At 67.6% G+C, this 15,165-nt stretch carries 11 protein-coding genes and 1 pseudogene; 2 read left to right on the top strand and 10 right to left on the bottom strand.

Translation table 11 applies throughout. The annotated features are described in order from the left end of the window. Positions 1-48 precede the first annotated feature (48 nt). On the top strand, positions 49-1,326 hold the full coding sequence (locus ACY48M_RS08070) for a serine/threonine-protein kinase (RefSeq protein WP_462819752.1): 1,278 nt from the start codon (positions 49-51) through the stop codon (positions 1,324-1,326). Further along, entirely contained in the window at positions 1,323-1,778 is a 456-nt protein-coding gene (locus tag ACY48M_RS08065) for a hypothetical protein (RefSeq protein ID WP_462819751.1), read from the top strand. The genes ACY48M_RS08070 and ACY48M_RS08065 overlap by 4 nt, the downstream gene beginning before the upstream one ends. Here ACY48M_RS08065 and ACY48M_RS08060 read toward each other — a convergent pair. The 10 genes and pseudogenes from ACY48M_RS08060 to ACY48M_RS08020 all read right to left on the bottom strand — a co-directional run bounded on the left by ACY48M_RS08060 (position 1,775) and on the right by ACY48M_RS08020 (position 15,128). Further along, the gene (locus tag ACY48M_RS08060) at positions 1,775-2,851 is read right to left on the bottom strand and encodes a 1-deoxy-D-xylulose-5-phosphate reductoisomerase (protein WP_462819750.1); all 1,077 of its coding nucleotides are present in this window, start codon (positions 2,849-2,851) and stop codon (positions 1,775-1,777) included. The two genes, ACY48M_RS08065 and ACY48M_RS08060, sit on opposite strands and share 4 nt — an antisense overlap. Positions 2,852-2,897: 46 nt before the next feature. Then, complete coding sequence (locus tag ACY48M_RS08055) at positions 2,898-3,872, bottom strand: FKBP-type peptidyl-prolyl cis-trans isomerase (protein ID WP_462819749.1); 975 nt, start codon at positions 3,870-3,872, stop codon at positions 2,898-2,900. Next, a complete protein-coding gene (locus ACY48M_RS08050; protein ID WP_462819748.1) occupies positions 3,869-4,345 on the bottom strand; it encodes an OsmC family protein in 477 nt (158 codons plus the stop codon). Before ACY48M_RS08050 ends, ACY48M_RS08055 begins: the two co-directional genes overlap by 4 nt. Positions 4,346-4,389: 44 nt before the next feature. Then, complete coding sequence (gene menE, locus ACY48M_RS08045; protein ID WP_462819747.1) at positions 4,390-5,976, bottom strand: o-succinylbenzoate--CoA ligase; 1,587 nt, start codon at positions 5,974-5,976, stop codon at positions 4,390-4,392. A gap of 98 nt (positions 5,977-6,074) precedes the next feature. Beyond that, a complete protein-coding gene (locus tag ACY48M_RS08040; protein ID WP_462819746.1) occupies positions 6,075-9,170 on the bottom strand; it encodes an FtsK/SpoIIIE domain-containing protein in 3,096 nt (1,031 codons plus the stop codon). A gap of 90 nt (positions 9,171-9,260) precedes the next feature. Continuing rightward, entirely contained in the window at positions 9,261-10,256 is a 996-nt protein-coding gene (locus ACY48M_RS08035; protein WP_462819745.1) for an FHA domain-containing protein, read from the bottom strand. 3 nt (positions 10,257-10,259) lie between these two features. Continuing rightward, positions 10,260-10,325, bottom strand: a pseudogene (locus ACY48M_RS13135) (zinc-ribbon domain-containing protein); the annotation flags it as partial. After that, positions 10,322-12,679: a transglutaminase TgpA family protein gene (locus tag ACY48M_RS08030; protein WP_462819744.1), complete on the bottom strand. Its 2,358-nt coding sequence runs from the start codon at positions 12,677-12,679 to the stop codon at positions 10,322-10,324. The pseudogene ACY48M_RS13135 and the gene ACY48M_RS08030, both read right to left, overlap by 4 nt. Then, positions 12,676-14,160: a DUF58 domain-containing protein gene (locus ACY48M_RS08025; RefSeq protein WP_462819743.1), complete on the bottom strand. Its 1,485-nt coding sequence runs from the start codon at positions 14,158-14,160 to the stop codon at positions 12,676-12,678. Before ACY48M_RS08025 ends, ACY48M_RS08030 begins: the two co-directional genes overlap by 4 nt. Further along, positions 14,157-15,128 (bottom strand): AAA family ATPase, encoded by a 972-nt coding sequence (locus ACY48M_RS08020; protein ID WP_462819742.1) that lies wholly within the window; start codon positions 15,126-15,128, stop codon positions 14,157-14,159. Before ACY48M_RS08020 ends, ACY48M_RS08025 begins: the two co-directional genes overlap by 4 nt. Between the last annotated feature and the right edge of the window lie 37 nt (positions 15,129-15,165).

The following is a 15,165-nucleotide window of genomic DNA, read 5'->3' as shown; positions in this document are numbered from 1 at the left end:
GCCGGACTATCATTGCCCGCGACCCAAGTTCGACAACGATGAGGCGACATGACCACGAAGCAGAGCGACGGTGTTGTGCTCGGCGGGCGATATCACATCCACGAGGAGATCGGCAGCGGCGGCATGTCCACCGTGCACCGGGCGATTGACGAGTCACTTGGACGCGCGGTTGCGGTGAAAGTCTTTCGGCACGGGCTCACCGATGCCGAAGGTCTCGCGCGCCACCGCGAAGAGGTACAACTGCTGGCGAGCCTCAGCCATCCCGGTCTCGTCACCCTCTTCGACGCCGCCACCGACGACGATGCGGACTGCGCCTTTCTCGTGATGGAGCTCATCGAGGGCCACGACCTGCGCACGCGACTCGAAGCCGGCGCGCTGCCAGCGGCCGAGGTGGCGCTCATCGGACGGCAGCTCGCCGAAGCCCTCGCGTACACGCACGCACGCGGCGTCATCCACCGAGACGTCAAGCCTGGCAACATCCTTCTGCCGGAGCGCACCGGCGAACACACCGGCCCCCCGGCGAAACTCGCCGACTTCGGAATCGCTCGGATCGTCGATGGCGCACGACTCACCGCGACAGGAACCGTCATCGGCACCGCCGGATACTTCTCACCAGAGCAGGCCCTCGGTCGCGAACTCACGGGGGCGAGCGATGTGTACTCACTCGGCCTCGTGCTCCTCGAATCACTCACCGGCGAGCGCGCATTCCCGGGCTCGGCAGCAGAATCGATGGCGGCACGGGTCACGCGCGACCCCAGCATCCCCACCACCCTCGATGCGCAGTGGACCGAACTGCTCACCAGAATGACCGCGCGAGACCCCGAGCAGCGCCCGGGAGGCCTCGACCTCGCCGAAAGACTGGGGATGCTCGCCGCACTGCCGCCCGTGACATCGCACGGCACCGCGACCGAGCGACTCGACGCGACGAAACAGTACGAGCCCGCCGCGACCGAGCCCTACGTCCCCGCTGCCACCGGCGCAACCGAGCCCTATGCCCCCGAGGCGACCGGCGCGGCCGCGGCGACACCGGCAGCCGCGGCGACAGCGGCAACCGCCGTGCTCGAGAGGGCCGGCTCTGGCTCTAGCTCTAGCTCTGGCTCTAGCTCTGCTTCCGTCTCCGCCGCTGCGGCCCCCGCGACAACCTCACCCCGGCGGCGGCGCATCATCCTGCTCAGCCTGATCGGCGTCGCAGTTCTCATCGCCATCGTCGTGGCAGTGAGTCTCGCGCTTCGCCCTGGCGAGGCGGGGCCCGCCATCGAGTACCCCGCCGTCGAGGGTGAACTCGGCGAAAGCCTCGAGCAACTGCAACGGAGCGTAGAACCATGATGCGAACAACGACTCACCACCGGCCCCGCCGAAGCGTTGTCTTCGGGATTGCCGCTGCGATGATCACCATCGGCCTTGTCGGGTGCGCCCCTGCCAGCGATTATGACGCGGATGCCGCCGAACGCCTGCAGACCCGCGTGCAGAGCGTCACAACGGCCGCTGCCTCCGCCGACCCCGCCAGCGTGCTCGCGCACCTCGAAACCCTCGAGGTCGAGTTGCAGGATGCCCTCGCGCGCGGCCAGATCACCCAGGCCCGCGTCGATTCGGTGTCGGCTGCCATCGCGATGGTCCGCGCCGATGCCGAAGCCGCGCTGGCCGCGCTTCAGCCGGCACCCGAACCGGCTCCGAGCGACGATTCGGATGGCGATTCGGACGATGATTCAGACGAGGACTCCCGTGGGTCAAACGGGAACAACGGCAACAAGGGCAAGAAAGACCGCGACGACGACTAAGTGGCGATGATGCGGTCAGCATCCGCACGGGCGTGCCGCTCCGCCGCCAGCACGCCCTCGAGCGAGAGTTCTGCCCCGCTGTGCGCATCGACGACCCGCCTCACCACCTCGAGAATGTCGAGGTAGCCGATCGCCCCCGCGTGGAAGGCCTGCACCGCCTGCTCGTTCGCGGCATTGAACACTGCAGGGAACGTCGAACCCGCACGACCCACCTGCTTCGCGAGATCGACGGCCGGAAACGCGACCGTGTCGAGCGGCTCAAAGGTCCACTCGTGCGCGACCCGCCAGTCGAGGGGCACCCCGACTCCCGGCACCCGATTGGGCCAGTCGAGCCCGAGCGAAATCGGCAAACGCATGTCTGGCGGTGACGCCTGCGCGATCGTCGATCCGTCGACAAACTCCACCATCGAATGCACGACCGACTGCGGATGCACCGTCACCTCGATGTCGTCAAAGGGCACCCCGAAGAGCAGATGGGCTTCAATAACTTCAAGGCCCTTGTTGACAAGGGTGGAAGAGTTCGTGGTCACCACGAGACCCATATCCCACGTCGGATGCGCGAGCGCCTCCGCCGGCGTCACCCCCGCGAGCGACTCCCTTGAGCGCCCGCGGAACGGCCCACCCGACGCCGTGAGCACAAGCCGACGCACCTCGGCCCTGGACCCAGAAACGAGTGCCTGTGCGATTGCGGAATGCTCGGAGTCGACCGGCACGATCTGACCCGGAGCCGCAGCATCCTGCACCAACGCCCCGCCGACGATAAGGCTCTCCTTGTTGGCGAGGGCGAGCGTCGCACCGACTCGCAGTGCAGCGAGGGTGGGGCCGAGACCGACCGAGCCAGTGATGCCGTTGAGCACAACATCTGCCTCGACCGACTCGATGAGGCGCACCGAGTCATCGGCGCCAAGCGCGGTGTCGGCAACCCCAAACCTCGCCGCCTGCTCGGCGAGCGCATCAGCACTGCTGCCCGCCGTGAGGCCGACCACCTCGAAGCGATCACGATTCGCTTCGATCACCTCAAGCGCCTGCACGCCGATCGATCCGGTGGAACCGAGAATGATGACGCGGCGCATGTGACTCCTTCTTGGCGAAGCCGAGCTCCGCTGCGGCGGGTGAAAGCTAGGTCGTCGCGAGAATATCGACGATGTACACGAGCGTGTCGGTGCCGGTCACCGATGATTGCGCATCCCCGGTGCGACCAAAGCCGAGCTCGGGCGGCACGATCGCCATCACGCGCGACCCCACCGACTGCCCCACAAGCGACTGCGACACACCCGGCAGCAGGTCGCTCATGGCCGTGCGTTCGACGCTCGGATCACTCCAGTTCTCAAACACCGTGAGCCCGTTGCGCCAGAGCATCGCGCGGTAGCGGATCACAAGTTCGGAACCGTCACGCACGACCGGTCCCGACCCGGTGACAATTGTCGAGGTGACAAGCTGTGTCGGTGCCGGGGTCGACGGCATGGTGGCCACGGGAGAGCCATCGGCAGACGACTCGACGAGCGGCAGGGCGGGATCCTGCGGCTGCTCCTCGCCGTCGGCGGCGTCGAGCGCGAGCGACACGATGTCAAAGACGTAGACGATGAATTCGCCGCTCCCGACCCCCACGGCGGCGGCCTGCGCGCCAATGCCGTCGTCAGGATGCACCACTGCGGCGATGCGCGACCCCACGGTTGAGCACAGCAACGCTCGGCGCACCCCGGGCGCGGCAGATTCAGTGTCGAGCGTGATGAGGGTGCGACCGATCCCCTGTGCTCCGTAGCCCGTCGACTCGATCTGCTCGCCCGAGGTCCCGTTGAACGCAACGAAATCGACCGTGACGATCGAGTCGGCGGTCACGACAGGCCCGTCGCCGGCGACGAGCACTGAGCGCTCGGTGGTCAGCGACGAGATCGGTGTCGGAAAGGTGACCTCCGGGCGCGAGAACAGTTCACCCTCGGCCGAAACGCTCAGCGAGGCGCCGCCCTCTGGCGCACAGCCCGACGCCGCGTCGCTCTCGGCATCGGGTGGGCTCTGGCATCCCGTGAGCACGACGGCACTCACGGTGACCACTGCGAAGAGGCGCGCTGCTCGGCGGAGTGAAGCGGCGATCATGCGTCTGCCACGACAATGCGCGGCGCATGGCCGACCGGAAAGTTGACGGATGCCGCAATGAAGCACTTCTCGCTCGCCTCAGCGTGCGCAGCGAGCGCCGCATCCACCATGCTCGCGTCGGCAACCGTGACGACCGGATGCAGCGTCGCCGAAACGAACTGCCCCCCACCGGCATCGTTCTGGCGCATCACCCCGACGGCGGCGTCGGTGTATGCCGTCACGACGATGCCGTGGGCAACCGCGACATGGAGATAGCTCAGCAGGTGGCACTGGCTCAGCGCCGAAAGCAGCAGCTCCTCCGGGTTCCAGCGTGAAGCATCCCCATGGAAGACACGATCTGACGAGCCCTCGATCGCCAGCTTGCCCACCGCTGTGAGCGTGTGATCACGGCCGTACGCCCGGTAGTCACTCGTGCCGGTGCCCCGATTGCCCGTCCACTCGATATCAATGGCGTAGTGGTGTTCGAGGTTCACTCCCCCAGCCTACGGCGCACCGACGACTCTGTCTGCGCTGGCCGTCAGCGCCCGTAACGCAGACGCAATTCAGCCTTGCGGATCTTGCCGCTCGCGGTGCGCGGAAACTCATCGACGAACACGACATTCTTTGGCACTTTGTAGCGAGCAACGCGGCCCTGCAGAAAGTCACGCACCGTCTCTTCGCCCAGCGCGTGGCCGTCTCGGACGCTCACAATCGCCCACGGCACCTCACCCCAGCGGTCGTCTGGGACACCGATGACGGCGACATCCGCGACGGCGTCGAGCTCTCGGATGGCCTGCTCCACCTGGGCGGGATAGATATTCTCCCCGCCCGAAATGATCATGTCTTTGAGACGATCGGAGATCGTGAGAAACCCGTCGTCATCGGTGTACCCGACGTCACCCGTGCGGAACCAGCCGTCCTCGGTATAGGAGTCCGCCGTGGCATCCGGCCGGTTCCAGTATTCGCGGATCACGTTCGGGCCGGCCACCTGGATCTCGCCAGGTTCGCCGACCTCCGCCTCGGAGCTCTGCTCAGTGACGACGCGCATGCTGGTGAAGAAGTGCGGCTGGCCCGCGGTGCCCGCCTTCTCTCGACTGCGCTCAGCCGGGATGCTCGTGACGCCCGGCGATGTCTCCGTCATGCCGTATCCGCCCGAGAAGGCGAGTCCGCGCTGCTCGTACGCCTCGATGACGCGCATCGGCACGGCAGAACCCCCGCAGGTGAGTTGGCGGAGCGAAGAAAGGTCGGCCTCGGCCCACTGCGGATGCTCGCTCAACAACTGGTACGTCGTCGGCACGCCGCTCATGCTCGTGACGCGGTGACGGGCGATTACCTCGAGCGCCCGGCCGGCGTCGAAGCGCGGTTCAAGCACGAGCGTGCCGCCCTTGAGCAGTGTCGGCAGCACGCCCATCCCGAGCGATGCGACGTGAAACAGCGGCGAGATCATGAGCGAAACCTCACCGCTGAGGTAGTCGTAGTCGACGAGCACGTTGATGGCATTCCACGTGAGATTGCCGTGCGTGAGCAGGGCACCCTTCGGGCTTCCTGTTGTGCCAGACGTGTAGAGAATGATCGCGGGATCTTCGAGGGACACCTCGACATCGATCCGTTCGGGCACTGCCTCGGCGATCACGAGATCGAACTGCTCGACGACGGCCTCGGACTCCCGTTGATCGTCGTCGAACCCCAGCGACGGCAGCGACGCCGTGATCGGAGTTCCGAGTCCGCTGTCGTCGACGACGATGCGGTGTGTGACGGGGCTGTCGATGATTGCCGCCGCAGCCACCGCTTCGAGCGACTCGGCGTGGATGAGGATGCGGCAACCGGCATCGTTGAGCCCGAAGTTCGCCTCCGGCGCGGCGAGGCGCGCATTGAGCGGGACGAACACGGCCCCGAGCGTCGCGGTCGCGAAGAGAGTCTCGAGGAATGCCGGGTGATTCTCGCCGAGGTAGGCGACCCGGTCTCCTCTCGCGATGCCACGTTGGCGCAGCGCGACCGCGAGGCGCTCGACACGCTCGAGAAGTTCGGAGTAGGTCGTCGTGCGCTCAGCGAAAATCACGGCGGCCTTGCCCCCTGATTTGCTCCGGCGTCGTTCGAGCCACGAGCCGATGCCCTGATTCAACATTGAATCCACCTTTCGCGGCGGCCTTCGCGGCCAGTGCGCACATCTTCGCCCCGACGGTGTGACGGGAATTTACACGGTATTTTCAATCATTGACTTTGTCAACTAATGCCGAGTGGAATGCCAACCCTCACAACGTCGCCGTGCGGCATCAGCATCCATCCTCCCCCGGGCACGCCGGAGAGCGGGGGTGGCGGAACGGTCACTCCCGAGATCAGCCGAAACTCTGACGGCGTGCAGCGGTCGAACACCACGGGGCCGCGAAACCGGAGCGCGCCGAGGGCCGTCCACGCGGCCTGCCACGTGATCGGATCGCCGATGGCGATGGGAGCGCCACCGGCGCCGAGCAGCGCAGTCGCCTCGGACGGGCTACACACCCGTCCACCAAGACCCAAGCGTCGGAGCTCGGCGACGATCGCTGCGGGCCGAGCCGTCACGATCGCGAAGGGTTCGTCTCGCTCGAAGTGTGCTGGCGTGCGGGAGCCCCCGTGATCTCGCTGGCTAGCGTGGGCGTCGGCGTGTGCGTCTGGGTCGGCGGGCGCTCCCGCCGTGGCCACCTGCACTTCGGCGCCGCGCCACCGTCCTCGCCCGGGCGGCGCCGTCGGGGCGTAGTCGGCGCCGTCGCCGCCAGCGAGGACATGGTCTTGTCGGGTTGGCATGCGCAGTACGAGCCGCTGGCCGAAGAGCGGCGTGAGTGCCTGGAGACCCGCCACGAGCTGCTGCGCGGATGCGGCCACGCTACAGCCGAGCGACGACCCTTCGCGGAGAAGGGTGGTGACGGCGTCGAGGAAGCTTGGCACGGCGTATTCCGGCATCCGGCCAACGATCGAGTCGAGATCGTCAATGACGATGATCCCGTACTCTCCGCCGAGGCCGTCCCGAGCGAGGGCCGTGACCGTGTCCCATGCTGGCTCGATCTCACGACTGACGCGGATGACGGGCATGCCGGCTGCTGCGGCCGCCGCCGCGATCGCCTGGGTGGCGCCCGACTTGCCCGCGGCGTGCCCGCCAACCACGAGAAGATTCCCCTCGCGGACCGGATTCCACAGGGCGAGGGGCTGGCGCTGCTCCTCGGGGAGATCCAGCAGACCAAAGGCGATGCCCTCGGCGTCGGCCTCCTCGATCGGCAACTCCGTGAGCTGCAGCGTGCTGGGCAGCGGGCTGAGCCACGGGCGCCGCGGTGGCGAGGAGTCGTAGGCACTCGCGACGGTCGACGCGAGCGCCGCGGGGGCGATAGCGACCTGGACGAGCACCGGCGATGCCCCGGCAACACTCACCAGGCAGCGGCCAACCGGATCTCGTGGGAGCGCTGCTGCAGCGTCGCTGCCGATGACCGCCACGCTGTCGTGACTCGTGCCAACCCTGAGCGAGAGCCGAAGGGCGCAGTTCGCCATGACGGCGTCGCGCAGTGCGGCGCCCGGCCGCTGTGTGCACAGAATGACATGCACGCCGAGTGAGCGGCCCCGTGCCGCAATGTCGGCGAAGACCGCGTGAAGCTCGGCAAACTCCGAGATCATGGCTGCGAACTCATCGACGACCACCACGAGCCGCGGCAGCACGCCGGCATCGAGATCATCGATCGACCGGCCGCCGTTCGTGGCGATGACCCGCTCGCGATGGCGGAGTTCCGCACGCAGGCTCGCGAGCGCTCGGACCGCAGCCGCCTGATCGAGATCGGTGATGAGTCCGACACAGTGCGGCAACATCGACACGGCATTGAACGACGCTCCGCCCTTGAAATCGACAAGGAGAAACGTGACCTGGGCGGGTGATCGCACTCTCGCCATGGCGAGGATCCACGCGATGAGAAGCTCGCTCTTGCCACTCCCAGTCGTTCCGCCGACCACCGCGTGAGGCCCGTCAGCAACAAGGTCGAGCGAGACCACCCCGCCACCAGCCACGAGGAATGCAGCGGGCAGCACCCCGGCGGCCGGGTCATCCCACACCTCGTCAAGCAGCGCCTGCGTCGGTGGAGCCGCGGCGAGCGATGCGAACCCCTCGGCGTCGGCCGCCGCCGCGAGGGTCGTCGCAAAGGCTGACGCTTCGCGCTCCGACACAAACTCCGCACGGAACGCCGGTGGCACGACGGGCACCCCGGCGGGGCCGAGGAGGCCGAGATTCGGATGTCGCAGCACCCGAATCTCGGCCCCAACGACCTCCACCCCGATGCGACACTCCCGTGGAAGCGCCCACGCCGATTCGGTGACGACGACCGGTATTCGGAGCACCTCCCCGCCAGGGCGTGCCGCCCACCGTTCCTCCTGCCCGGCGACGAAGTCGAGACGCGACCCAGAAAACTCGGCGGCACCCGCGCCGGTCTCGGCCCCCACAGCTGGCCGGTGTCGCGGATGAGGAAGCAGCGGGTGCCACGATTCGAAGCCCCCATCGATCGAGAACTCGCCGGGCGGGAGTGCGTCCGCCAGTTGCAGCACGATGGAGCGGGCGGCAGCGAGCGCCGTGACTCTCGGTCCGCAGATGCCGATGCCGAGCGTCGCGTCGAACGAGATCGGAGCGCCGCCGAGGCGCGCCGCTCGATGCGTGAGCTGCCGAAGCTCCCGCTCGACGAGTTCATCGTCTGCGACCCGTGGTGGCCTGCGACGAACCCTAGCCCGGCGGTGAACCCTGGCCCTGCCGCGGACGCTGGCCCTCCCGAGAGTCGGGCCGACATCCGGTGCTGTGTCGGCACTGTCTCCCCGCCGACCAGGCTCATCAGCGGGGTCCGCGTCGAACTCCCCAACATGCCCATCGAAGGTCGCCGCTGCGCCCGTCATGCGCACCCCGCTCGCCTCGACGCCAACACCGACCACGACCGGAACCACACCCCCCGAGTACCGCCATCGCTCCGCGTCGTGCAGCGCCGGAGGCAGCAGGGCGGCAGCTGACCGGGACCGTCGCCACCGATCGGCGCGGAGCCGATCGTGCTCGCGATCGATGCGAACGACCGTCGCCGCGGCATCCGCAGTGAACCTCGCCCGCTCCCGGCGCGAGCGGCGCCGCCCCTGCACGCGAGCGTCGATGACACTGCCGATCGCGACGAGCGGCCCGAGCACGGCAAACATGAGCGCGAAGAGCGACTGCGTGATCGCCCACATGGCGAGCGATGCGATGACCGGGGCGAGCGTCGCGAGCAGAGGAAACGTGTATGGCGCTGGTGGCTCTGGAAGGCGCGGCAGGGGGATGTCTCGAGGCTCGGTCACTCGGCAACATCACCACGAGCTTTGCCGCGGGAGGACCCGATCAGTTGTCGCGGTTGACGACGCTGCGGATCAATCGCGGTGGAGGACCCGTCAGCTCACGATGAAGAACTGCTCGCCGATCTCGACCCGGCTGCCCCGGAGCACGCGGACACGCTTCTCGGGATGACACCGCCTCGGCTCGGCCGCCGGCTCGTTGAGCACCGTGCCATTGCCGGAATAGCGATCCTTCACCCAGAAGACCCCGCCGTCCTGGCCGAACTCGAGGTGCGTCTTCGACACGGAACGCCCAGAATCGAGCACGCGGACGAGCTGGTCGAAGAACTCACCGGGCTCCGGCTTGGGGTTTCGGCCGATGAGCCCGCTGCCGTAGACCGTGACGCTCTCCCCCGTGCTGAACTGCAACACGAAGCGCTGACCGGTGCGCCGCGCCACAATGCGGGTTGCCTCGACGTCGTCATCGCGGGGTGGCGCGGGGGCGACCGCTGGTGGAACGGAAACGACCGCTGGTGGAACAGGAACGACCGGCGAAGTCGCAGGTGCGGGTGCTGGCACGGGCGGCACCACAACCGACGCTGCGGGCGCGGGGGTCGACCCCGGTGGCGACTGCACGAGGATCGGCATCGTCGGCAGTGGCGGCGCCGGGCGCACGACGGGTGTGCTTCGCGTAAACGCGGCAGAGACTGACTGCGAAACCGAGCCGCACTCTCCGCAAAAAATGTCACCCGGACCCATCTCGGTGCCGCACTGCTCGCAGGCAAGAGGGTTGCGGACAACATTCGCGAGGGCCTCCTCCGCCGCACTTCGGGCGGGCGCGACAGGCGGCGCAGGCGCAGCAGGCGGCGCAGGTGCGGGCGGGGCAGCAGCGGCAGGCTCAGCACCGTCAGGCACAGCGACGTCAGGCGATTCGGTGGCGATTGCGCGAGCCGCGGCATCCGCCGTGTCTTCGAGCGACAGCGCCCAACCGTGCCCGCGAAGGGGCGGGCCATCGAGCTCCGGTGCTGGTGATGCCGTGGGGCCGGCGTCGGGGTCGGAGTCAACCGGCGTCGGGGAGACCGCCGCGGGCGTTTCGGCTGGTGCGGTCGACACGCGGCGACCGCATTCCCCACAAAAGATCGCGCCACGCGGCAGGGACGTGCCGCAGTGCTTGCAGATCATGTGAGGCGTCTCTCTCGCGAAAACAACTCCCTGAGACTATAGCCAGCGAGTGAGCGCAGAGACACCGTGGCCTTGACGCGCTCCCACCGCGTGCGCGACGACGCGATGTTCTCTTCGAGTTCCCGCACTGCTGCCCACACCTGCCGCGCCTCGTCGTCGTCGACCTGCTCTGGCGCGAACACCGCGCGGTCGGCGACGGAGGCGAGCACGAGCGGGCGGATGCCGCCAACCACCTCTGCGACCTCGCTCCGGGTCGCAGACGGCGGTGTGGCGTAGCCGTAGTCGGTCACGATGTCTTCGAATTCACGCCACCCACCGCTCACCCGCGCCGACGCTGAGACGGCGCGATGCCGCAGATGTCGGCGGCGGAGCTTCGCAATAAGAATTGCCAGGAAGGGCGAGAGCACCACGAGGGCGACCAGGGCGATGACGGCGATGACCATGAGCGCGGCGAGAATGACGGCGAGGAAGGGGTCCTCGGGCACCTCGTCTTCTTGACTGCTGTCGAGCGGAATCTGGTCGCGCCGGGTGTCTGGCTCGACGGCTGGCGGGGGCACGGGGCTCTGTGGCCGTGCCACCTGCGCAGGGTCTTCTGGTTGCTCTTCTGGGATGTCTCGATCCGGGGGCGTCGGGTCGATCGTCACCCAGCCGAACTGGGCCGTGTGCACCTCGATCCACGCTGACACATCGGAGCCGCGCACGCTGACCGAGGCATCGGATGTCGCAGCCGACGTGTCAGCATCCGCGCCCTCCGCCTCTTCTGCTTCCTCTGGCGCGAATCCGAACACGACGCGCGAGGGAAAGCCGATCGCGCGAGCCATGAGCGCGGCCGTCACGGCGTATTGCTCCTCATCGCCGATCATGAGCGGATCGGTGAGCAGCTGCTGGATGCGATCAACGCCATGACCGGATCGACTGAGCGGCTCATCGTCGCTCACGCCGTGACTCACATATCCTTCGGCGGCAAGGCTCGAGAGCATCGCGTCAAGACGCTCGCCCGGCGTATCCGCATCACGGATCCAGTCGTCGAGCACAACCGTCAGCTCCTCTGGCACAACCTCGGCCTGCGGCACGGTTGCGGCACCGGGAGTGAGACTCGAAAACGAGTCGAGATCAGAACCCGACGGCAGCACCGCATCGATCGTGTAGCGATCGCCGGCGTCGAGACCATCGAGAACGACGCCGGAGACACCGACATTATTGAAGTAGAACGAATCTTGCAGCTGCGCCGCATCAGCGCCCGCGAAGGTGATGGAGCTCAACAGGCCGACGGTCGGAACCCACTCACCCTCATAGCCTGCTATCTCGACCGACACCGCAAACTGCTCGCCCTCGACATCATCGCGCTCGATCGATGTCGGCACCCGCGTGAACGACCCCGACTCGCTCGTCACAAGGTCACTGCCGACCGTGAAGACGACACCGTCGTACGTGTCGAGGGTCGCGAGCCGGATGCGCGAGCCTTCTGGAAGCCCTGAGACCGTGAACATCACCGTGTCGGCGAGTGCCGGCTGGTGGTAGCGCCGGAAGCTGCTGAGTGGGCTGGAGTACTCCTGCGGGTCGAACGGCTGCTCGACAACATCGCGCAGCACGCCACGGTCGCGCTCTGGCGGGCTCGCCGTCGCCGAGAGGCCGCCGAGGGACACGGCAACGAGCAGGATGCCGACCGCCGCCGCCGCGGTGCGCAGTCCACCCACCCGCTCGAGGGTGACGGCCGATGCACTCGATGGCGCCGACAACGCCCGAATGGATTCCCGGCGGCGATGCCAGCGACGCCAGCTGAGCCACCCTAAGACGACGGCGACGAAGCACAGCGCGATGGGCACGGCGGCCGGAGCATCCCTCGGCCCGAAGGCGAACCCCAACACGATGACGAGGGTGGGGGCGAGCGCGGCGAACTCCCCCACCTCAAATCGCAGTGCGATCGAGAGGCCGAGAATGACGGTGACGAGGAGGAGGAGGTACGCCGGCACGAGAAGGTTCTGGTAGCTGCCGACGGGGAGGGCGATGGTGAGCAGCTGCCGCCACCCCAGCGCGGCACCCTGCACGAGATCAAGCAGCCCTTCGCCGCTCGGCAGCACGCCGGCCACGGCAGTGCCTGGGCTCGCGAGCGGCACCCCGAACGCGAAATAGGCGGCGAGGGTGACCGCGACCATGACCGGCCCTGGCCAGCGGAAGCGCGCGCCCAGGATCGCGAGGATGCTCGCGACCACAATCGTGACGGCCGCCATGAAAATGAACTCGACGGTCTGATAGACCGGCCAGAATGCCGCTGCCGCGATCGCCGTCGCCGTCGCGAAGAACGCCGTCGAGATGGCGACGAACGCTGGGGATCTCGGTGCCGGTGCCCTCATGCCGCCGCCGATCGCGCCAGGCTTTTCTTGAGGTCGTCGAGAAACCCGATCGTGAGCACGCGAAGCCCAGGGACACGACGCAACCCCGGCACCGCGTCGGGGTCGCACACGATCGCAACAACTTCGACGCCGGGAGGAAAGCGGGTTGAGGCGGCGCGGAGCGCACCCGGCGTCGGGGTCGAGCCGCAGATGAGGAACGCGACAGAGACTCCCGCCACCTGGTCAGCCGCGACGCGTGCCATGTCGGAGAGGGTGAGGGATGCCGCATCCCGTTCGACGATCGCTAGGTCATCGAGCAGCCGGCCGGGGTTGAGGGTGCTGAGTGCGCGCACGGCGTACACGGTGTGTTTTGCAAACTCCGGCGTGACGGCGCCGACGATGACAGAGATGTTGCGCACGTCGCGGATGGCGCGAATTCCGAGCGACCCGGCGACGCTCACCGCCATTTCGAACTCATCGTCGGTTGCGTAGTCAGATTCTGCGAGGCTCAGGGCGATGATGAGGTGGCTTCGGCGGGTTTCTTCAAACTGGCGCACCATGTAGGTGCCGGTCTTGGCGGTGCTCTTCCAGTGGATGTAGCGTCGCTCATCGCCGGGGGCGTATTCGCGGAGGGCGTGGAACGAGACGTCGCTGCTCGTGATGTCCTTGGTCGGGTTGCCCTCGAGGTCGCGGACGAGTCCTGTGCTTGTGCTCGGGATGGCCGTCGTGCGGGGGTGCACGAAGAGCTCGTGCACGTCGGTCCAGGCGATCTCTCGACGAACGAGCCCGATCGGGTCGGCGCGCACCGTGCGAACCGGGCCGACCGAGAGCATCCCGCGCCGTTCGGTCGGGATCGAGAAGGTGTGCTCGAAGGTGCCACCGGCGGCGAGCCCGGGCAGCGCAAATTCCGCGAGCCCGACACCGATCGGCACTTCGGCTTTGACTCCGAACACGCGGTGCCGGCTCGGGTTTTCGATGACGATGCGTGCCGTCGCGGGGTCGCCGACGACGACGCGACTGTGTGCGATGTTGAGGCCAATCGTGAACGCATTGCGGCCGACGAGGTAGAGCACGGCGACGAGCACGATCACGAAGCCCGTGTAGGCGACAGCAAGGAGTTCTGGCCAGCCGACGAGGTGGGCGAAGGCGAGCGAGAGGAGCACGACGGCGCCGATGCTCCAGCCGAGTGGGGTGACGACAGAACTGACGCGCGCCGCGAGCAAGGCCGCCCAGGTGGCGATGCCCCGGAGCATCCGCACAGCAGTGACGATGAGGTCGGCAAGCACACCGTCGCGGTTGCCGACGATGCGGGTGCGCGCATTCGTGATGCTGCGTGTCGTGGTGCCGAAGCCGTCGCTGTTGCGTGAGGCGGTTCCACCAGGGGTGCGCGTCCGCGATGCTCGCGCCGACGTCGATGTGCGCGTCGCGCCTGGCCGGAGAGCGCTCGGCCGTGTCGCCGGCTTCGGCTGCTCGTCGGCGGCGCGAGCGCGGTCCGGCGTCACACGGCCTGCCTGTCGCTCGGCGGCGCGGTCTCCATGAGGATCTGGCTCACAACGCTCGATGCGGTAACGCCGTCGAATTCGGCCTCAGGGTCGAGCACGAGGCGATGCGCGAGCACCGGCTCGGTGAGCGCCTTGATGTCGTCGGGGATGACATAGTGCCGTGCGGCCGCAGCCGCCAGCGTCTTGGCACCGCGAATGAGGGCGAGCGCGCCTCGCACGCTCGCCCCAAGGCGAATCTCGTCGGCCGAGCGGGTGGCATCGACAAGCCTCGCCACATAATCGTTGATCGATGGGTCGACGTGCACTGTGCGGGCGAGCGCCGCCATCTCGACGATGGTCTCTGCCGGCACGATCGAGGGAACGATCGTGTCGTGGGCGCGGACACCGGCGCCCTCGAGGATGCGCAGCGTCGATGCGTGGTCGGGGTATCCGATTGAGGTCTTCATGAGAAAGCGGTCGAGCTGTGCTTCTGGCAGCCGGTAGGTGCCGGCCTGCTCGATGGGGTTCTGCGTGGCGATCACCATGAATGGCACACCGACGGGGTGGGTGACACCGTCGACGGTCACTCGACCCTCTTCCATGACCTCGAGCAGGGCGGCCTGGGTCTTGGGGCTGGCCCGGTTGATTTCATCCGCCAGCACGATGTTGGCGAAGATCGGGCCGCGGTGAAACTCGAAGTCGCCGGAGCGCTGGTCGTAGATGCTCACACCCGTGATGTCACCCGGCAGGAGGTCTGGCGTGAACTGCACGCGATTGCTCGAACCCTGCACACTCTGCGCCATCGCCCGCGCGAGGGAGGTCTTGCCGGTGCCGGGAAAGTCTTCTAGCAGCAGGTGGCCTTCGCTCAGCAGGGCTGTGAACGACAGCTTGATGACGAAGGTCTTGCCGAGCAGCACCTGCTCGACGTTCGCAACGAGCCGGTTGAAGATGTCAGAGAACCAGGCGGCCTGCTCTGGGGTCATCGTCATGGTGTTGCCTCTCGTCGTGCCGCAGGGGGCATGGGGT

This window comes from Homoserinimonas flava, assembly GCF_054969005.1.
The sequence above is the reverse complement of the archived record's forward strand: the minus strand, read 5'-3'. Positions and strand labels throughout refer to the sequence as shown.